The organism is Maledivibacter halophilus (genome assembly GCF_900167445.1).
GTDB classification, from domain to species: domain Bacteria; phylum Bacillota; class Clostridia; order Peptostreptococcales; family Caminicellaceae; genus Maledivibacter; species Maledivibacter halophilus.
On record NZ_FUZT01000001.1, the window covers coordinates 466446 to 488329 of the forward strand.

Below are 21884 nucleotides of genomic sequence, written 5' to 3' on the forward strand. Positions count from 1 at the left end.
GGTTAAAGAGATTTAACTGCTCTTAAAATTTCATTAGAGAGTGGGGGAAAAAGTGAAACAATATGTTTTAAAAAGACTTTTAAATATAATTCCCATAATGATAGTTGTATCAATTATAATATTTATGTTTATTCATTTGATACCAGGTGATCCAGCTAGAATTGTCGCTGGACAAAAAGCAACTCTAGAAGAGATAGAGATTATGAGAGAACAGTTAGGGCTAAATGACCCTTATATTGTACAATATAAGGATTTTATGCTTGGAATATTCACAGGTGATTGGGGAAATTCGATTAAAACAGGACTACCGGTTTGGAAAGTGATAATACCAAGGGTGAAACCTACTTTAATCCTTGCAATATTCTCGATTGTATGGTCTGTTATTGCAGGAATAAGTATAGGTGTAGTATCTGCTATTAAGCGAGGGAAGCTGCTTGATTATATTGTTATGATTGGTGCGTCATCTGGTATTTCTTTGCCACTGTTTTGGCTGGGACTTATGCTTATGCAAATATTCTCAGTAAAACTTGGTTGGTTCCCTACAACGGGAGTAGATTCACTTTCAAGCTATATATTACCCTCGATTACATTAGGTGCAGGTATCACAGCTATGATTGCACGCTATACTAGATCATCAATGATTGAAATATTAAAAGAAAATTATATTAGGACATCTAGGGCAAAGGGTTTGAGTGAATTTATTGTTATAAATAAACATGCCCTTAGAAACTCACTTGTGGATGTAATAACTATAGTAGGCTTGCAGTTCGGTTTTTTATTAGCAGGATCAGTACTAGTAGAAACAGTTTTTGCAATACCTGGACTTGGGAGACTACTCATAGATTCAATATTATTTAGAGACTATACAGTTGTTCAAACTGTTTTGCTAATTTTCACATTCCAGTTTATTATAATTAATCTAATTGTGGATGTGCTTTATGGAGTGGCTAATCCGAAGATTAGATATCAATAAGGGGAAATGATTATGGAAGAAGTTAAGATGCAAGAAGCTAAGCATGAAGATTTTAAAATAGAAAATCCAATTAAGGAGTTTGTAAGAAAATTTCTTAAAAAGAAGTCTGCAGTAGTGGCCTTAGGGTTCATATTTTTTTTAGTAATTTTAGCTATTTTTGAGCCAACACCATATGATATTGACGAAACTGATTATGATAATATATTGAGCGAACCAAATTCAGAGCATTTTTTTGGAACCGATGAATATGGTAGAGATGTGTTAAGTCGCATTGTTACAGGGACGAGATTATCATTATCTGTTGCACTAACAGCTGTTACTATTGGTGCCTTTGTTGGTTCTGTCTTAGGAATTATTGCAGGTTATTATGGTGGCTTATTAGGGAGTTTAATAATGAGATTTTGCGATATTTTATTCTCCTTTCCGGGACTTCTATTGGCTATAGGAATTGTTGCTATAATAGGCCCAGGATTAACTAATGTGGTTGTGGCAATATCAATTTATGGGATACCGACTTTTACTAGGATTATTAGAAGTGCCACATTATCAATAAAAGAACTGCTCTATATAGAAGCAAGCAGATCAATTGGTGTAAGTGATACTAGACTATTGGTTAAGCATGTTTTCCCTGGAACTTTACCGTCACTTATAGTTGCTTATACAATGAGAATGGGTACTGCAATTATATCGGCTTCTTCTCTTAGTTTTTTAGGATTCGGAGCAAGTCCAACTAATCCTGATTGGGGAGCCATGTTATCAACGGGTAGAGATTATATTGGGGTTGCACCACATATGTTATTGTATCCCGGACTTATGATATTTTTTACTGTGTTGGCATTTAATTTATTAGGTGATGGTCTCAGAGACACTCTAGACCCCAAACTAGATTAAGGAGGGTAAATAGTGTCAGAAAAATTATTAGATGTGAAAAATTTAAGAACAGAATTTAATACAGATAAAGGAAGTCTCGTTGCGGTAAATGATGTTTCTTTCTATGTGGGAAAAGAAGAAATTGTTGGGCTGGTTGGTGAGTCGGGAAGTGGAAAATCAGTTACATCTTTATCTGTTTTAAGACTGCTTCCAGAACAAGGGAATATATCAGCAGGGGAAGTTTTTTTAGAAGGTAAAGATTTATTAAAAATGAATAAAAAAGATATTAGAAATATTAGGGGGAGAGATATAGCAATGATCTTTCAAGATCCTATGTCATCCCTTAATCCAGTGTTAAGAGTAGGGGAACAACTTATGGAGTGTACAAAACTTCATTTGAAATATAATAATAGTGAGGCAAGAAAGCATGCTATTAATATGATAAAGCGAGTGGGAATACCTGTTCCTGAGGATGTAATGAATAGATATCCTCATCAGCTATCTGGTGGAATGTCTCAAAGAATAATGATAGCTATGGCAATGTCTTGTAATCCAAAGGTGTTAATTGCAGATGAACCTACAACTGCTCTTGATGTGACAATTCAGGCACAAGTGATGGAGCTTATGTTGGAATTAAAAGAAAAAAATAAAATTGGGGTATTACTTATTACCCATGATTTAGGTGTAGTTGCAGAAATGTGTGACAGAGTAATGGTGATGTATTGTGGTAGGATTGTAGAGATGGCTGATGTTGTTTCTTTATTCAGGAATCCATTACATCCATATACAAAAGGCTTAATTGCTTCTGTTCCCAAGATAGGGAGAAATACAGATACTTTACCTTATATTACTGGCAGGGTCCCAGACCTTTCTCAAATGCCAAAGGGATGTAAATTTGCTCCCAGATGTAGTAAGGCAATAGAAAAATGTCATAGGGAAGAGCCTAATCTTATTGATATAGGTAGTAATAGACAATGTCGTTGTCATCTTATCCATGAGAGGAGTGAGATTAATGAGTAATCCTCTTGTTGAATTAAAAGATATTTATAAGACTTTTTTGGCATCAAAAACATTGTTTGGCGAGGATAAATATGTACATGCCCTCAATGGGGTTTCTCTTGAAATACAAAGTGGCGAAACTCTTTCTATTGTTGGTGAAAGTGGATGTGGAAAGAGTACAATGGGTAGAATCCTCAATAAACTATTACATCCAGACTCTGGAGAAGTATGGTTTGAGAATAAGAATATTACTGATTATACTTCTTATCAAATGAAATCTATTAGAAAAAAGATGCAGATGGTTTTTCAAGATCCATATGGCTGTCTTAACCCTAGAATGAAGATTAAAGATATAGTAGGTGAACCTTTATTGGTACATACAAATATGTCTAAGAAGGAAAGATATAAGACTGTTATAAAGCTTTTAGAAACCGTTGGACTCAATGAAAGACATGCTCAAGGCTATGCCCATGAGTTTTCTGGTGGACAAAGGCAGAGAATAGGAGTAGCTAGGGCGTTATCAGTGAAACCAAGTCTTATAATTGCTGATGAGCCTGTTTCTGCCCTTGATGTTTCGATACAGGCTCAGGTTATCAATATATTTAAGAAATTACAAAAGGAATTTAATTTAACATATTTATTTATATCCCATGATTTGAGTGTAGTAGAGGTAATATCAGATAGGATTGGTGTAATGTACCTTGGATATTTAGTAGAAATAACTACTAAAGAAAAATTATACAAAGATCCAATGCATCCATATACACAAGCGTTATTATCAGCTGTACCTATTGCAGATCCAATGCATAAAAGAAAGCGTATAATTTTAAAAGGAGATATACCTAGTCCAATTGATATGCCAAAGGGGTGTCCATTTAGTACTAGGTGTATGTATGCAAAGGATGAATGTTTTGAAACAATACCTTCACTTGTAGAAGTAGAGCCAGGTCATAAGGTTGCTTGTCATTTAAAATCGTTATAAATGGGGGATGAATTATAATGAAAAGAATTTTAATTGCAGGAATGCACCATGAATCGAATTCTTTTAATCCAATAACAGCTTGTGAAAAGGATTTTAATGTAATATATGGAGAGGATATTTTTAATAATTTACGTGATAATGACTCTGTAACAGGAATTATAAAGACTTTACAGAGGGAAGGATATGAAATAATTCCTACTGTATTTGCTAGAGCAGTTCCTAATGGTGAAGTAGATTATGATTTTTATATTAAGATAAAAAATGAAATCATAAAAAGAGCCAAGGCTGCTCAAAAAGAAGCTCCTATAGATGCTATAACCCTTTCATTACATGGGTCTATGAGAGTTAAGAAACAAGGAGAGGCAGAAGGATACTTTATTGAAGAATTGAGGACTATATTTCCTGATATACCCATTTTTTCTTCCCTTGATATGCACACTACTATGACTACAAGAATGCATGACAATTGTGATGGTTTTGTGGGATATAAATGTGCCCCACATACAGATTGCTTTGAAACAGGTGAGCATGCTGCAAAGATGACAATAGATACCCTTGAGAATAATGCAAATGCAAAATCAGCTTGGGTGAAAGTACCAATTTTAATTGCGGGAGAAAAGTCATCAACTAATGTAGAACCTATGATAGAACTTATAAATGCTCTCAGAGAATGTGAAAGAAAAGAAGGAATAATGGCGGCTTCATATTTGATGGGCTTTCCTTGGGCGGATAATGAAGATAGTTCTATTGCTGTTTATGTAGTTGCAGATGGGGATCTTGAGTTAGCCCAAAGGGAAGCTGTAAGATTAGCAGAGCTTATTTGGTCTAAAAAGGATGATTTCCGTTTTCATACAGAAACATATCATGAAAAAGAAGCTTTAGATATTGCTTTTGAGGCAGTAAAAGAAGGGAAATTACCTATTTATATTTCTGATTCTGGAGACAATCCAACTGCTGGAGCTTCTTCTGATTGTACTGATTTTTTAAGATTAATAATGGCTGATAATAGAACTGATAAACTTAGAAAACCTGTAATATATGGTGGAATATATGATCCAGTGGCTACAAAACAATGTGAAGGAAAAGTTGGTGAAGAAATAATCCTTACATTTGGTGCCAAGTTTGATACAGTTACTACATCTCCTATTACGGCAACTGGAACAGTAAAGGCTTATATTAAGGACTGGTCCAGAGGAGGAATGATTAAAGGAGATTTGGTTTTATTTAACAGCTGTGGAGTAGATATAGTAATTGCTGAGGCCCATGTGGGATATACACTACCTGAGATGTTTACAGATTTAGGAGTAGATCCTAAGGATGTAGAAATAGTAGTTTGTAAACTTGGATATCTTACACATCAACATAGTTTGGTAGCTAAACGTAGCATCATGGCACTTACTAAAGGTAATACAAATGAGGATCTAAAAACTCTTAATTATAATAAAGTTAAGAGGCCAATATTTCCATTAGATAGTAATTTTGAATATAATGCCTTAGACAATTTAATAAAGAAGGAAGGGTAAGTTTATGATATTAGAAATATGTGTAGATTCTTATACATCTATGGTAACGGCTAAAAATGCTGGAGCAGATAGGATAGAATTATGTTCTGCACTAAATATAGGTGGATTGACACCAAGCTATGGACTAATGAAAAAAGCAAAAGAAATTAAAGATATAGAAATTTTTGTGATGATACGCCCTCGCTGTGGAGATTTTTTATATGATGATAATGAGTTTGAAACAATGAAGCAGGACATTAGCATTGCAAAACAAATGGGATTTGACGGTATTGTTACGGGTATTTTATTAAGTAATGGCAGGATAGATATTGACAGAATGAGTCAGCTTGTAAAAATTGCATATCCCCTTAAAGTATCACTTCATAGAGCTTTTGATGATGCAAGAAATCCTATGGAAGATATTCCTAGACTCATTGAAATGGGAGTATGCAGAATTCTCACATCAGGACAAAGGGCAAATGCATTAGAGGGTGCAGATTACATTGCAAGATTACAAGAAAAGTTTGGAGATTCTATAACTATTATGCCCGGTTGTGGAGTAAATGCTGGAAATATAAAACAAATATATAAAATAACCAAATGTACCCATTATCACATGTCGGGAAAGATTAATGTAGATAGTAAAATGGAATACAGAGAGTGTATTAAAAGAATGAATACTCCTAAGAGTGAATTTGTAGTAGAAAGAGCAGATTATGATCTTATTAATAAGGTAAGGGACATTATTAATGATATTGAAAATGATATAATAACAAAATCATAGGACTAAGTAAAGTTCAAATTATAACTTATACTATTTATTGGAGGAGCAGTATGAAAAAGGTAGCTTGTTTTGATGTTGGAGGTACTTTTATTAAATATGGAGTAGTAAATGAGCAAGGAGAGATTTTAACAAAATCAAAATTACATACACCAAAAAAAAATTGCAAGAAAGAAATACCCGAAATAATTATACAGGAAATAGAGAAATTAAGTAATCATCACAATATTAATTCTGTTGGAATTAGTACTGCTGGTAAGGTAGATAGTGCTAGTGGAGAAATAATATTTGCAAGTGAAAACTTACCTGGATATAGTGGTACAAAGCTTTCTAAAAAGATTAAAAACAATACTGGATTAGAGTGTTTTGTTGAAAACGATGTGAATTCTGCAGCATTAGCGGAGAGCTGGAGGGGTGCAGGTAAGGAATTAAGTACATTTGTATGCCTTACACTTGGCACTGGTGTAGGAGGAGCAATAATAATTAACAATAAGCTTTATAAAGGAGTTATGGGAGGAGCAGGAGAAATAGGACACATGGTTATTAATGAAACAGGAGATAACTGTAACTGCGGTAGTAAAGGCTGTTTTGAGAGATATGCTTCAACATCAGCATTAGTAAGAAGCTATTCAATAAAATCTGGTGTACCTAAAGAGGATTTAAGTGGAAAGGATATTTTTGATAAAATTGAAAATGGAGATAAGCTAGCAATAGAAGTATATAAAGAATTTTTAAGTCATATTGTTACAGGTCTTGTTAATATAACTCATATATTTGATCCGGGTCTTATTGTTTTAGGTGGAGGAATTTCTGCCCAGGGAAAGTCATTTTTTAATGATTTAAATGAATTATTTAAAGAGCGAGTTATGCCTTCATATGGAGAATATACAAAAATTGTTCAAGCTCAGCTTGAGAATGATGCAGGAATTTTAGGTGCATGTTATATTGCATTGAACTATGGATAACCAACATTAGAATTTATAATACTTTAGAGTTGGTTATCTAAAGAACAAATTAAATAAAAAACCCTCATAATATAAAACCCTAATGATAAGATGATGATATCTTAATTATTAGGGTTTAATGTTTTTTACAAACTATGTTAAAATAAACTTGCATAGTAAATAATATAAATTAGCATATAAGGAATCATGGAAGTTTGCATATAAAATATCCAATGTTTCTGAGGAGTTTTGATGTGTATAAATTAACTATTTTGCTGGAATATCTATAAATATAAAGAAAGAGGTAAAAAAATGAAACGATTTGATATTATTATTATAGTTTTAGTAGTTCTGATTTCATTAGCTTCCTTAGGTTTTTTAAAATTAAATTCAGATAAAGAATATGAAAAAAAATATATTGAAATATCAGTAGATGGAGAGATTATAAAAACAATTCCCTTTGATGATAAATCTAATAATGATGAATTTACTGTTAAGACTAAACTTGGTACAAATACTATTAGTATTAAAGACGGAAAAGTAGAAATAATAGAAGCTGATTGTCCAGATAAACTTTGTGTAAAGGATGGCCCAATCAGCCAGCCAGGAGAAATTCTTGTTTGTTTACCAAATAAAGTTGTTATAGAGGTAAAGGGAGATAGAAAAAGGGAAGTAGATGATTTGTCTTATTAGTGTTATAGGTAGAAGGAGAAAGGCCAGATTACAGGATTTCTTTATATTTTGTTTTTCAGATACTAAATAAAATATATAATGAAATAATATTGAGTTCAGGAAATTGCATAATTCTGATTTGGCAAAATTGCATAATATATATGGTATAGCTTTAGAGATTTCAAAACTATATGCAGTAGATAGTTTTTGCAGAAGGTAATTATGCAATTTGCTCAGTTAATTAAAATTACGACTATTGGACTTTTTATAGTGAGTAATTGGTTTAATATTGCTAAATTATATGACATCTAACTAGTAATAGTGGATGTTTTTTATTTAATAAATAGATTGTTGCAGATTTTAACATATGTAATTTTATCCATAAAAATAGTTGCTAAAGCAACTTTAATATGATAGTATGTAAAAAGGAGAGAATCTTATGGAAAAGAATGCAAAAAAGAATAAATCATTTATAAAAGCAATATCTGCTATTTACAGATATAGTCAAGTTTACATAGGAGATAATGTTAAAAAATATAATATAGGTAAAGGGCAATGGAGTTTTTTAACACAACTTTTATTCAATAATGATGGTCTTACACAAGAGGAATTAAGCAATAAACTTTACATAAACAAGGCAAATACAGCTAGAGCATTGAAAAAGTTAGAGGATGAAGGATATGTATATAGGAAAGAAGATCCACAAGATGCTAGAAAGAAAAGAATATATGTAACAAAAAAATCTCTAGAATTTGAAAAAGAATTCCATCAGATTTTCAAAGATTTAAATAAAATATTAGCTAAAGATTTTACGGAAGTTGAAAAAGATATGGCAAGGAATCTATTTTATAGAATGCTAGAAAATATTGTAGAATATAAAGATACTCAAGGAAAATAGAGATATGCAATAAAGAAATTATTATTGTAAAAGTTCTAAGAAATTTAATGGCATAGACTGTGTTTATATTTAGATTTAAGAAAGTAAATAATAAAAAACTAAAAATTAAATAAACTTATAGGTTTACATTTTGTAATTAAAAGGGAAACAGGTGAAAAACCTGTACAACCCCCGTTACTGTAAGTGCCAAATAAATTTATTTATCATTATTCCACTGGTTGTATAACTGGGAAGGAGATAAATAAAGGCATAAGTCAGGATACCTGCCTATATGTAGGATGTTGCATTTTCCGGAGGGGAGAATAAAGCTATTTATTGATTTAAAACTCTGTGGAACAGAGTTTTTTTAATTTAATAAAAAGGAGGATAAAAATGAAAAAAATTATAACTATGGTTACTTTGATATTTATGGTAACAATATTATCATTAGGTTGTTCAAATGAAGTAAGAAATTCACAAATATCTACAGAAATTGATGGAGGTATATACAAAGGTATTGCAAAAGGATATCATGACGATATAAATGTTAAAGTAGAGATTGATAATGAAGGAGTAATTAATAGTATTATTGTTGGTGATAACACAGAAACTGAGGGTATTGGAACTGTAGCAATAGAAAAAATTCCTGAACGAATTGTTGAAGCACAGTCTTTAAAAATTGATGCTATATCTGGTGCAACTGTTACGAGTGATGCTGTTATAAATGCCACAGCAAATGCCCTTGAATCTTCAGGAGTAGATCCTGTTTCCTACGGATATGTGATACCATCGGAAAAAGCTGCAAAAGATATCGAAAAACAGGTGAAAAATGTTAAGATGCCTGAAAAAAAGCCTATCACTGGTTCAGTTACGATAACTGATGTTAAAGGAAGAGAAGTTACAATTGATACTCCTGTTTCTACATTTGGGATTAGCACCATGGATGTTATAGATTATATAGTGCCACTTAAAGGTGAAGATGCTTTTAATATGCTTGTTGCCACAGGTAAATCAGGAGGGAAACATGCCTATGATGATATATATTTTCCTATGTTTCCCAATCTTGAGGGTCAGGTTGGAATTATTTCAGAGCATAATGCTCCATTTGATTTAGAAATGATACTTTCCAAAGATCCTGATGTTCTTATAGTAAATTCTGCAATGCAGGCCCATAAATGGGCACTTGAAATAGAGCCACAGCTCAAGGAAGCGGGAATTCCATTGGTTCTTATTGATGTGCCTTCTACTGTTGATACATCTGTTCAAGAGACAATTACACTTCTTGGGAAGATATTTCAAGAGGAAGAAAAAGCAGAGGAAGTATCAGCATTTATCGATAAACAATTTGATATTGTACGTTCAAAAAATCTTTTGAAACGCACAGATAAACCTACTTTTTATTATGAGAAATCAGGATATTCTGAGGTTTTTGGAAGCACAAGTTCAAGTGATTCGGGATGGGGTTCTGTGATAGCTTTTGCTGGTGGTGAAAATATTGCTGACTCAATTCTTAAAGAAAGTGGAGCCTCAAAAGGAGGTAGGAATGTGATTGATCCTGAATATGTATTGAAAGCTGATCCAGAATACATTATTTTAAGTGGAGTACAATCCTTGGGTCTTAACTGCGACAAAGACATTACCAAGACTGCTGAATTTGATATAATAAACAGAACTGGATGGGAAGAACTTTCAGCAGTACAGAAGGGAAATGTATATGAAATAATGCATGAAATGAGTAGAACAGTTTACTCCTTTTATCCAACTCTTGTATTTGCAAAGATGTTTTATCCTGATGAATTTTCCGATGTGAATCCAGACGCTATCTTAGATGAGTTTTTTGAGAAATATACATTGATTGACGATGATATGGGGGTATGGACCCTCAAATATAAATAATATATCCATGAATACATCATTAAGTGGCAATAGAAAGCTTTATAACAATCTGGTTAGAAAAAAAATTATACTCATCGTTTGTCTGGTGGTAGGGACTTTTATTTCATTAATAATAAACATAGCAATTGGTTCATCTTCAATACCTATAATGGAGGTATTGAGTGTTCTGTTTGGTGGAGAAGGCATAGGGCACAATGGTATGATAATAAAAAATATTCGTTTACCTATGTCGTTGATGGCAATCGTTGTAGGTGGTGCCCTAGGTGTGGGCGGATGTGAAATCCAAACTATACTTAGAAACCCAATTGCTAGTCCTTATACTCTTGGAATTTCAGCAGCAGCTTCTTTTGGTGCAGCCTTAGGACTGATATTAGAATCAAATATTTTTTATGTTCCTAAGACTTTAATTGTTACTGTAAATTCTTTTGTATTCTCCATGCTTGCTGCTGCAGTAATATATCTTTTTTCTCGACAAAAATATATAGGAAAAAATGCCATCATTCTTTTTGGTGTTGCAATAAATTTTCTATTTAATTCTCTTACAATGACTTTGCAATATATTGCAGATGAAGATGAATTACAGAGTTTGGTATTTTGGAGTTTTGGAAGCTTACTCAAAACAAATTGGAGTAAATTTATTATCGTATTAATTGCGTTGGTATTGTGCTTTGCAATTTTATATAAAAATGCATGGAAGCTTACGGCAATGAGCTTAGATGATACGAAGGCTAGAAGTATTGGAGTGAATACATCAAAAATCCGTAGAATGGTAATACTTGTGGTTTCACTTTTGTCGGCATTTGCTGTTTGTTTTGTAGGCACAATAGGTTTTATTGGTCTTATAGCTCCTCATATAGCACGATTACTTGTAGGAGAAGATCAGCGATATTTTATGCCAATATCTTTATTGCTTGGGGCATTTGTATTATCGTTGTCATTTATGTTGAGTAAGTTAATTATACCCGGTGTAATACTTCCAATAGGGCTTGTAACATCAGTTATAGGCATACCTTTCTTTATGACTATAATATTTAATAAAAAAAGAGTGATATGATGATAAAAATACGAGATCTAAATTTTTCATACCGTAAAAATAAAAAACTACATAAGGTATTTGATAGTCTTACAGTATATTTCGAAAGGGGTTTTAATGTAATTCTTGGACCTAATGGAGCAGGTAAGTCTACCTTATTAAAATCAATATTCGGTTTACTTGAATATGAAGGTGAAATTTGTTATGGAGATCAAGTTATTTCTACCCTTACTAGAGATGAAATAGTTAATTTGATGTCATATTTACCTCAGATAGATATCGATAAATCGACTTTAAGTGTGTTGGAAATGGTATTGCTGGGACGATTGCCAGAACTTGGTCACAAGGTAACTGATAAAGATTTAGAACTTGCAATGAATACGCTAAAATCTCTTAACATTGATCATTTAGCACTGCGAAAAATAAATGAACTTAGTGGAGGACAAAAAAAGCTTGTGTTTATAGCCCAGACACTTTCAAGAAATCCTAAATTAATACTCTTGGATGAACCTGTGAATTCTCTTGATTTACAGAAACAACTTGAATTGTGTCAGCTTCTGCAAAGAATAGTTGTTAGTCGAAAGGTTGATATTATTGTTGCACTTCATGATATCAATCTTGCGGCAAGATATGCTCAACATATAGTTGTATTAAGAGATGATGGAACATACTATAGTTCGGGTTTATCGGGAGAAGTAATTACAGAGGAGATGCTTCATGAGGTTTATGGAGTAATAGCAAATGTTTCTTTAGATGAAGATAATGTACCTATTGTATCTCCTATACGTTCTATACGTACTGTATGAACAGCATTTATGCTTTAGCTCTTACATATTTATAATTTAGTAAGTATTTTTTAGATTCTTCTTATATGGTTTACTATTTGACTTCATAATAAGACCCTATGCCAAAATTTTCAAACTGTACCAATATGAACTTGACTTTGAAAATTTAAAATGCTAAACTGAATTTAATTTAACCACTGTGAGTAATTCTCCTATCTTCTATAAGTGGGAGATGTAAGCACTATAGAATCAATGATTTGATATCATTGATTTTATGATATAATGTAACTATGATAGTTCTTTGATAACTGGATATATAAGGTTGCAAGGAGAATCCGACAATAGCGAAAACCAAGCATTGCCTTCCTTGCGTAAAATATCCAAGGCACTTAAGAAACCGATAACATCGGCATCTACCCTCGGTGCAAGGGAAAGTTACGCCTGTAGAGAGTCAAATAAGACCTTGCTAATATAGAAGGCACAACTTTAGGAAACAGGAAAAGTTCTAGTACATGATACTAGAAGCTCTCACTTCTGCGTAAGCAAGTGGTGAGTAGTTCACTGACTATATGAAATCCTATTATAAACGTCAATACGATATTGATTTAACAGATGAACTTTTAGAGGAAATTCTAGATCCTATGAAATAGAATATTCTTATTTATAGCACAAGAGAAATAGCTGCTTATCATACGGTGATGATAATGATAATCATCGTTGATATTGTTAGTAAGCTTCCAAAGGAAAAAACGATAGAAGGAAATATTGAAAATTATGTAGGAATTAAAAATTTCTTATAAACTCAATATCTCCAAATAAATTGTTCAAATAATTTTCACCACAATAACTTACCAATAATTCCAAATTTAAGATATTATTATATTGTTTATCAATTAAAAAATTAATATAAGTTTTAAAGTCTATATCGCTCTCTTTCAAAGAAATATGTGATATAGATTTTTCTATATTTATACCATGAATGTGGCAATAAATTATATTGCTTAAAAAATCATCATTAAGTGGTGGTTTTCCCGGGTAATAATTAAAGGCGTCATGACATATGTCTAAACAGATACCTAGCTTTGATCCTCTAAATTTATTTAAATTATACTGGATATCTTCTCTAGAATTACCAATTACATTTTCATTTTTATTTAGTGTTTCAAGGGCCAAGTTGAGATCAATATTTTTATTGTCTAGAAAATTCAAAATCCAGTTAAGAAAGTTTAAAGTGTTATAAAGAGCAGTATTTTTTTCTTTGGCATCATCATAACTGGCTCCATGGATAATTAAAGTTGATGATTTACATATAATATTCTGTATATCTACAATCATAGAAATTAAGTCTTCATACTTTGTTTTAATTTCTTTTTTATATTCGGTAAAATTCATTATTTCATATAAAAAACTATCGGCAAAATATGGTACATGAAAATTTATATCAATCTCAAGTTCACTACAAAGTTTTGCTATTTCATAATATGTGTTTTTAGGTAAAATATTTTTATCAGGACTAATTTCTACACTTGAAACTCCTAATTTCTTTGCATAAGATAATAATTCACTTTGTGTTATTTTATTAAAGATTTTTTCATCTAGTGTGAAGCCGATTTTCATAATATTCCCTCCAGAATAGATATACGGTTCTTAATTGAGAAACTTGCATAATCAACATTATTAATTTTAAAATTCTTCACATGTATTATGCAATTTCCTCAATTATAATATGTGTATAAGATTTTATAACCCAGAGAATTGGTATGTCTTAAATTTATAATTTTAAGAAGTCCTTTAATCTATCATTTATACTATTCAGTTGATTTTCAATAAGCTTATAATATACAAATTTTTTAACTTTTTTTGTTTTAACTAGCTTAGCTTCTTTCATTGATTTTAGATGTAATGAAATTGTACTAGGGGTTAAGTTTAATATCTCAGAAAGTTCTTGCGTAGTTGCTTGATTTGACGATAAAATTCTAATAATTTTCAACCTAGTTTCATCACTTACAGCTTTTAATAATGTAATAAGCTCATCTGGTACTTTTTCACTCAACATTGCAGAATGAAAATTTAGATTTAAATATAGAATGAGTGAATTATGTACAATATTTATCATTAAATGGGGCGAAGTAAAGACTGATGGAAATAACCTAATTTCTTTAATATCATCAATATTAATTTTAAAATCAATATTTTTTTTCATAATTATAGAATTATTATTAATGGAAATATCATGGTGTAAATTTGAAATATAATTAAATACATTTGTATTTACTAGTATCATTTTTTGGTCTTTTATTGTTTTAATTATATACTTTTTAATAATGAACCATTCTTTTTTGAAGACTTTTTCCCAATACATTTCCAGCACGTAAATTAATTTGTTTCTTAATAAGTCAATGTTTTTTAAGAAATATTTTATATCACTTAAAGAAAGATAATTCCCAAGCATATTAATATCCTTTTCTGTTAATTTCTCAGGTTCAGCAATCCAATCAATTAAAATCTTTTTATCATAATACATAGCTGAAAAACCAAGAAATAGGTATGCGAAATCTATGTGCTTCATATTTTTAATTGTTTCTAAATCTTTATAAACATCATCATTATCTTCAGAGGCAATTTCTGTCATAATATCCATGATAAAGGCCCACTGGTTATAATGGATTGCAAAGTATTCAATTTCAGATTTTTCTCCATGATTAAGCTTTTGTTTAACCTCATTAGCCCAATTAAAACAATTAATATGGTGCCTTGCATCTGCAAGAACATGAAGACTTGCTACCATTTCAACAATTGGGCTGCAATAAAACTTAATATGATTATTTATATCGTAAGTTTTTTCTATTATCGGCATAGAATATCTCCTTTATTACTAATTTGATATAACTTTTGTAAATATATTATATTATACAATTTGGTTATAATCAAATTAAAAAATAATTAAATTGACGAATTTGTGTGCTAAGTGATATGATTATGACATAAAATGATTTTACGATTTTACAATTAACAAATCGAAATTTATAATTGAGTAATTTATGAAAATGGAGGAATTCATTATGAGAAAACCTGAAATTTTGTTTTTGAAACAAGAAGATGTTATTGCTGCTGGAGTTAAGAATATGGATAAAATATTGGAGCTCACTGAGAAAACATTTAATATGCTTTCTAAAGGGGAAATTAATAATCCCTCAAAAACAATGACTCTGATCCCTAATTGTGAGGATTGGACTTCCTATTTTATGTCTATGCCTGTACACATTGGTGGTGATATTAATGTTGCCGGAATAAAATGGGCTGCTGAGTCCATGGAGAATCTAAAAACACCAGGAATGCCTTATGGTATTGATGTAATCCTTTTAAGTGATCCCACAACTGTTATGCCCTTTGCCATCATGGATGGAACATTAATAACGGCAATGAGAACTTCTGCTTCAGCTGGAGTTGCTGCGAAATATTTAGCACCAAAAAACTCTGAAGTAGCATGTTTAGTTGGTGCAGGGGTTATTGGAAGAACCATGATAATGGCACTTATGAGTTCGGTACCGACATTGAATGAGATTAGACTGGTTGATCTTGATTTAGCAAAAGCACAGGCTTTAGCAGATGAATTTGAGGGTCAAATAAAGATAATTCCAATGGATAACTTGAAATCTGGAGCAAGTGATGCTGATATAATTGCTACTATGACAACTGCTAGATCTCCAATTGTTAAAGATTCATGGATTAAAAATAATGCACTTGTTATACAAATGAGTTTATATGAAATAGAGGACGAGACGGCGTTAAGAGCTAAAAAAATTGTTGTAGATAATTGGGCACAGCTTAAAAGTAAAGGTACACATGCAGTATTTAGTAAGCTTGTTGATGAGAACAAACTTTCTGAAGAAAAGATTATTGAATTAAAAGATGTAACCTCTGAAAAATTACAACTAAGAAATAGTGATGATGAATTAATTATTTTTGGTTCCCATGGCGTTGGAAGCTTAGATATTATGTGTGCTAATTATATTTATCAAAACGCAATCAAAAATGATATTGGTACAAAGTTGAATTTATGGGATAAACCAATATGGTTATAGTTTCTTATTTAGTTTTTTATAAGAATTAACTTACTGAAATTCAGCATCGGGAAGTTTAAATTATTTCAGTTTTTTTAGACACATATATATAAGTGTCTAAATGATGCTAAAATCCCCTAATGTTTAAATTGACTTATTATATTTTTAAAATATATAATCAAATATATAGTGAAATAAATTGAAAGGTGAATTTATACATCAAAAAAATCACATTTTCAAGCTGGCAGAGGAATAGATTGGGACTCTGATCTTGAAATATGTAGAAACCCTTGATAAGTCAAAGGCATTGATGATGTCTGTAAGAAGTTGATGCATAAATAGAAATGATAGTATTGTATATATAGGGGGATTCCTATGAGTAGTTTGATTCAAATAAAGGATATAGTTCAACAGTTTGCAGAAACTGTTAATGCTGCCTTAAGATTAGATGTGGAGGTTGTAGATGAAAATCTTAGATGGATAGCTGGTACTGGGAGAGTCAAAAACTTAATAGGCAGTAGAATTTTAGAACAGGGAATTATAAATAGATTATTATTTAAAGGTAGAAAAAATGTAATAGTTAATCAGCCTGGAAAAGATGATAATTGCAAATTGTGTCCTAGATATGGTAAATGCAAGTATAAAAAAGCTGTTTATTCAGTTATTGAATTTGAAGGAAGAACTATTGGTGTTATCGGACTATCCACAATGAGTGATGATCAAGTAAAGTTAATTGATTCAAAGAAACATGAAATGCTTGATTTTATAGAAAAAATAGGAAATCTTATAAGTACTAAAGTAAAAGAACATGAAATGTTGAAACAAGTTGAAACCTATGCACAACTTATGAATACGGTTATAGATAATATTAATAAAGGTATTGTTATATTAAATAAAGACTATAAAATAGTAGATGTTAATAGCTTTATTGAAGAAAAATTGAATATAAATAAAGATAAAATAAGAAATAAGGATATGAGGGAAATTTTACCCAATATAATTACAATCGATAAAGGCGATAAGAATAAGTCAGTACAATATCAGGAAATTACTTTAACTGTAAATAATAAATATATTGATTTATTATACATTGCCAAGCCAATAGTGATTAATAAAGAATTAGAAGGAATTATATATTTATTTGAGGATTATAAAGATACAAGACAGTTAGCCTATACTATTTCTGAAAAACATAATGATATATCCTTTGATCAAATAATTGGGAAGAGTGAAAGCTTTATTGCTTTTAAAAAAAAGGTCAGACATGTTGCAAAAAATGATTCTACTGTGTTGTTAACAGGTGAGACAGGGACCGGTAAGGAGCTTTTTGCTAGGGCAATCCATTCATCGAGTCGGCGAAAAAATAGACCTTTCATAGCAATAAATTGTGGAGCTATACCTGAAACATTAATAGAGAGTGAACTTTTCGGATATGAAAAAGGTGCTTTTACTGGTGCAAATAAAATAGGAAAGCATGGAAAATTTTACTTGGCAGATAAAGGAACTATTTTTTTAGATGAAGTAGAAACTATGCCGATATACTTACAAATAAAATTACTTAGAGCCATTGAGAGAAGAGAGATTGAAAGGGTTGGTGGTGTAAAAAGTATACCAATAGATGTAAGAATAATTTCAGCTACTAATGTCCCGCTATATGAAATGGTAAAAAAGGGACAGTTTAGAGAAGATTTATACCATAGGCTAAATGTCGTAACATTATTTATCCCCCCTTTAAGAGAAAGAGGAAAAGATGTATTAGTATTAGCTAACTATTTCATAAATAAGTTTTCTAGTAAATTTAATAAAAATATTCTTGGATTATCTAACGAAGTGAAAGAAATATTCTTAAATTATAATTGGTCAGGCAATGTGAGAGAATTGCAAAATGCAATTGAATATGGAATCAATATGGAAGATAGTAATTATATAACTAAAGAAAACTTACCATTTCAATTTAAGAAAATGAAATTAAAGACAGAAAATAATAGAATTGTTACTCTGGAGGATTTAGAAAAGCAACATATAAAAAGAGCTTTAGATAAATGTGGATGGACGGAAAAGGGGAGAATTGAAGCAGCAGATAGGCTTGGCATAAGTAGAGCAACAATTTATAGAAAAATAAAGAAGTATAATTATTTTAAATAATTTTATTTTTTCTAACTTTTTGGTTTAAAGACCATATCTAGTCCAGTTGTTTATAGTATTAGATATGGTTTTTCGAATTTGGCATAAAAATTGCGAGTTAAACTAATATAAATAAAAATAAATGGCTTTAAAGTATTATAAATTTATATTAAGGAGGATTTTTATGGATGTAGTTGTTTTTGATAATATTAGCTTGAAAATTGATACAAAGAAGCTTAATAAAAAACTTAAAGCAAATAATGGAAGCTTTTTTGCTTCTAGAGTTGAAGAGTTGGCCAAAGAAGCAGAAAAAATAGCTAAACCAAAGGGTCTATTTAAACTTTCGTATATAGACACTAAGGGCGAGAACTTTATTGTTGTAGAGGATGAAAAACTTGTTAGTAGAGTGCTTAGAGTGAACGTTGATAAAGTTGGAAGAATATTTCTCTTTCTAGCCACATGTGGTAGGGAAATAGAGGATTGGTCTAAAAATTATGACGATATGCTAGATACTTTCATTGTGGACAATATTATGGAATTAGCATGTAAGGAAGCACAAAAGATTATATTTAACTATATTGATGATAAATATGATTTGAAAAATGCTTCAAAAATGAACCCTGGATCCTTGAGTAACTGGCCTATAAAGGAGCAAAGAAAGATATTTAGAATTCTAAAAAATAGTAATGAAAAGATTGGAGTTGAGCTAACAGATAGTTTATTAATGAAGCCAGCAAAGACTGTATCGGGAATAAGATTTTCTTCTGAAGTAAAATTTGAAAATTGTCAATTATGTCCTAAAGATAAATGTCCAAATAGAGCAGCCCCATATAACAAACAGCTTTATGCTGCTAGATATGGACTTGGGAAATAAAATAAGGTTATTTACTGATCAATTAATAGGGGGATTAATATCATGAGTCTAGTGTTAGGAATTGATACGGGAGGAACTTATACAGATGCAGTTATTATAGACTCAACAAATAAAAATATAATTACAGAAGCTAAAGCTTTAACAACATATGAAGATTTAACCATAGGTATTCGAAATTGTATTAAAGCCTTAGATACGACTTATATTAGCAAAATCCAAGGAGTTTCGTTATCAACTACTTTAGCAACTAATGCAATAGTAGAAGATCGTGGAGGAGATGTAGGACTTTTAATCATTGGAAAGGAATTAACAGGCAAGTTTCCTACTAAATATGTTAAGATAATTGATGGTGGACATGATGTCAATGGGGTAATCCGTAAAAATCTTAATATAGATCAAGTAAAGAAGAGTGTAGAAGAATTTAAAGGTAAAGTTAATAGTATTGCAATATCAAGCTATTTCAGTATACGCAATCCTGAACATGAAATAATCGTAAAAGAAATCGTAAAACAAATATTAGAAGTTCCGGTAGTATGTGCCCATCATTTATCTAGTTCATTGGGATTTTATGAACGGACAGTTACCGCTGTACTTAATGCTAAATTAATACCAATTATAGTGAATTTGATTGAGTCTGTAAAAGAAGTATTTAATGAATTTGAAATAAATGCTCCTCTAATGATTGTAAAAGGTGATGGTTCATTGATGAATGAGGATTTAGCACAGGAAAGACCAATAGAAACCATACTTTCTGGTCCAGCTGCAAGTATAATTGGGGCCACTGAGTTAAGTAAATATTCAGATGCTTTGGTTTTAGATATGGGGGGAACAACAACGGATATAGCAATATTAAAGGATTCTATTCCAAGGGTTAATTTAGAAGGGGCAGCAGTAGGGGGATGGAATACAAGGGTCAAATCAATTGATATAAATACATATGGTATTGGAGGAGATAGTTATATTAAAATAAATCAAAATGGAGAGATAGGAATTGGGCCTCAAAGAGTAGTTCCTATATCAGTCATGGCTAGTGAATACCCTTATTTAATAGATGAATTGAAAAGCAAATCAAGTTCATATAAGCTATCAAATTTTCAAGCCACAGATTGTTTAATGCTTATAAATAAAAACATAAAAAAAGATTTAGATAAGAAAGATATGGAAGTGATAAGATTTTTAGAATCAGGTCCTCACTCAATATCATATTTGATGAATAATTTAAAAAGAAGGTTCTATTTTATTAGTTTTAAGCGATTATTAGACAAAGGTATTATTGTAAAAATATCTGTAACTCCAACGGATATTTTACATGTAAAGGGAATATATACTAAATGGAATGTTGATGCTGCTAGAATTGCTGTTGGTATTTTGGCAGATAAAACTGAAAAAACATTAGAAGATTTCATGAATTTAGCTATAGAGGCTATCTGTGATAAATTATGCAAAAATATTTTTCAAAGCTTGCTAAACTATGAATCTAACCCTATTCAAATAAATAAGAGTCAAGAGGCACAATATTTTATTGAAAAAATTCTAGAATCAAATGGTAAAGAAATTTTTAGTGTTTCATCAAAAATAAATTTACCGATTATTGCTGTTGGGGCTCCAGCCCAAGCATATATTCCAAAGGTGGCAGAGAAATTAAAGACAGAGATATTTATCCCTCATTATGCTGAAGTAGCTAACGCTATTGGAGCAGCCACAGGAAAGATTATAGAGAAAATTGAAGTTATAATTAAGACTACCTCTGAAGGAGATGTTATTCTTCACACTCCATGGGAAAGAAAAGTTTTTGATGAATTAGGTGAAGCTAAGGAATATGTTCTTAAGGATTTAAAACAGCAAGCTTTATTGATGACTGAAAAATCTGGAGCGATAGATTGTAAAAGCTTGATTAACAGCAGAGATTTCTACATAAAACCTTGTAAGGACGGGAATGATCAATTGCACGTAGAGACAAGAATTGAAATTATAACAATTGGACGCCCTAAGTGGTGAATAATGAAAAGGGAAAACCGGACTTTGGCAAGTCCGGTTTTTTTATGCATAATTTATTAAATTAATTTTAGTAACTACTAAGAAAAGATTTTACCTAGTTCATATCATTACTTTTGAGAAGAGTTTATATATCAGAATGAGATATAACATATTAAAATGAGATGTCAACAATCTATAGAAGAATACTTACTTTTTTATTTAATATAGTTTAAAACAATAAACATATCATCTCATTATGAGATATAATCCATAAAAAAAATAGAAAATTTCTTGGTTTCAGGATTAAATTTTTAGAAAGAATTTATTGAAATATTAGTTTAAACCCCATTTTGATGATAAGGTAAAAATATTTTTATTGTTTTGAAGATTTTATTGGCATGCCTATTGCAAATGTCTAAAAGTATGAATAGAAATTATTTAATATTTAGGAGGAGTTTAAAAATGAGCAGAAAAGTTAAATTTGTATATTTACAGCAAGAGGATTGCATAAAAGCAGGTGGAGCTGATATG

At 30.9% G+C, this 21884-nt stretch carries 18 protein-coding genes and 1 riboswitch; of the genes, 16 read left to right on the forward strand and 2 right to left on the reverse strand.

Features of this window, described 5'->3' with window-relative positions; all coding sequences use genetic code 11:
* Window positions 1-52: 52 nt before the first annotated feature.
* From B5X81_RS02175 to B5X81_RS02230, 12 genes are all read left to right on the forward strand, one after another.
* The gene (locus B5X81_RS02175; protein WP_079489015.1) at window positions 53-973 is read left to right on the forward strand and encodes an ABC transporter permease; all 921 of its coding nucleotides are present in this window, start codon (window positions 53-55) and stop codon (window positions 971-973) included.
* Between the two features lie 12 nt (window positions 974-985).
* Entirely contained in the window at window positions 986-1864 is an 879-nt protein-coding gene (locus B5X81_RS02180) for an ABC transporter permease (protein ID WP_330397322.1), read from the forward strand.
* A gap of 12 nt (window positions 1865-1876) precedes the next feature.
* A complete protein-coding gene (locus tag B5X81_RS02185) occupies window positions 1877-2863 on the forward strand; it encodes an ABC transporter ATP-binding protein (protein ID WP_079489018.1) in 987 nt (328 codons plus the stop codon).
* Window positions 2856-3824 (forward strand): ABC transporter ATP-binding protein, encoded by a 969-nt coding sequence (locus tag B5X81_RS02190; RefSeq protein WP_079489020.1) that lies wholly within the window; start codon window positions 2856-2858, stop codon window positions 3822-3824. The genes B5X81_RS02185 and B5X81_RS02190 overlap by 8 nt, the downstream gene beginning before the upstream one ends.
* 17 nt (window positions 3825-3841) lie before the next feature.
* Entirely contained in the window at window positions 3842-5347 is a 1506-nt protein-coding gene (locus B5X81_RS02195) for a M81 family metallopeptidase (RefSeq protein WP_079489021.1), read from the forward strand.
* A gap of 4 nt (window positions 5348-5351) precedes the next feature.
* Window positions 5352-6110, forward strand: coding sequence for a copper homeostasis protein CutC (locus B5X81_RS02200; protein ID WP_079489023.1), 759 nt, complete (start codon window positions 5352-5354; stop codon window positions 6108-6110).
* 50 nt (window positions 6111-6160) lie between these two features.
* Window positions 6161-7072, forward strand: coding sequence for an ROK family protein (locus tag B5X81_RS02205; RefSeq protein WP_079489024.1), 912 nt, complete (start codon window positions 6161-6163; stop codon window positions 7070-7072).
* A 291-nt stretch (window positions 7073-7363) separates the two neighbouring features.
* Window positions 7364-7744 (forward strand): NusG domain II-containing protein, encoded by a 381-nt coding sequence (locus B5X81_RS02210; protein WP_079489026.1) that lies wholly within the window; start codon window positions 7364-7366, stop codon window positions 7742-7744.
* Between the two features lie 418 nt (window positions 7745-8162).
* On the forward strand, window positions 8163-8621 hold the full coding sequence (locus B5X81_RS02215) for a MarR family winged helix-turn-helix transcriptional regulator (protein WP_079489027.1): 459 nt from the start codon (window positions 8163-8165) through the stop codon (window positions 8619-8621).
* A gap of 102 nt (window positions 8622-8723) precedes the next feature.
* A riboswitch (cobalamin riboswitch) is annotated at window positions 8724-8906 on the forward strand.
* An 87-nt stretch (window positions 8907-8993) separates the two neighbouring features.
* Entirely contained in the window at window positions 8994-10496 is a 1503-nt protein-coding gene (locus B5X81_RS02220; RefSeq protein ID WP_079489029.1) for an ABC transporter substrate-binding protein, read from the forward strand.
* Between the two features lie 7 nt (window positions 10497-10503).
* Entirely contained in the window at window positions 10504-11550 is a 1047-nt protein-coding gene (locus tag B5X81_RS02225) for a FecCD family ABC transporter permease (protein ID WP_079489030.1), read from the forward strand.
* Window positions 11550-12335, forward strand: coding sequence for an ABC transporter ATP-binding protein (locus B5X81_RS02230; protein WP_079489032.1), 786 nt, complete (start codon window positions 11550-11552; stop codon window positions 12333-12335). The genes B5X81_RS02225 and B5X81_RS02230 overlap by 1 nt, the downstream gene beginning before the upstream one ends.
* A 762-nt stretch (window positions 12336-13097) precedes the next feature.
* On the opposite strand, the gene B5X81_RS02235 is transcribed toward B5X81_RS02230, so the two are convergent.
* Window positions 13098-13931 (reverse strand): TIM barrel protein, encoded by an 834-nt coding sequence (locus B5X81_RS02235; protein ID WP_079489033.1) that lies wholly within the window; start codon window positions 13929-13931, stop codon window positions 13098-13100.
* A gap of 154 nt (window positions 13932-14085) precedes the next feature.
* On the reverse strand, window positions 14086-15171 hold the full coding sequence (locus tag B5X81_RS02240) for an ArsR/SmtB family transcription factor (protein WP_079489035.1): 1086 nt from the start codon (window positions 15169-15171) through the stop codon (window positions 14086-14088).
* 205 nt (window positions 15172-15376) lie between these two features.
* Here B5X81_RS02240 and B5X81_RS02245 point away from each other — a divergent pair, with 205 nt between their 5' ends.
* The 4 genes from B5X81_RS02245 (at window position 15377) to B5X81_RS02260 (ending at window position 21374) form a co-directional block, all read left to right on the forward strand.
* Window positions 15377-16399 carry an ornithine cyclodeaminase family protein gene (locus B5X81_RS02245; protein WP_079489036.1) on the forward strand — a complete coding sequence of 341 codons (1023 nt, stop codon included), beginning with the start codon at window positions 15377-15379 and terminating at the stop codon, window positions 16397-16399.
* A 354-nt stretch (window positions 16400-16753) separates the two neighbouring features.
* The gene (locus tag B5X81_RS02250) at window positions 16754-18523 is read left to right on the forward strand and encodes a sigma-54 interaction domain-containing protein (protein WP_079489038.1); all 1770 of its coding nucleotides are present in this window, start codon (window positions 16754-16756) and stop codon (window positions 18521-18523) included.
* 163 nt (window positions 18524-18686) lie between these two features.
* Complete coding sequence (locus B5X81_RS02255) at window positions 18687-19376, forward strand: vitamin B12 dependent-methionine synthase activation domain-containing protein (protein WP_170917239.1); 690 nt, start codon at window positions 18687-18689, stop codon at window positions 19374-19376.
* Window positions 19377-19418: 42 nt separating this feature from the next.
* Entirely contained in the window at window positions 19419-21374 is a 1956-nt protein-coding gene (locus B5X81_RS02260; RefSeq protein ID WP_079489041.1) for a hydantoinase/oxoprolinase family protein, read from the forward strand.
* The last annotated feature ends 510 nt before the right edge of the window (window positions 21375-21884 follow it).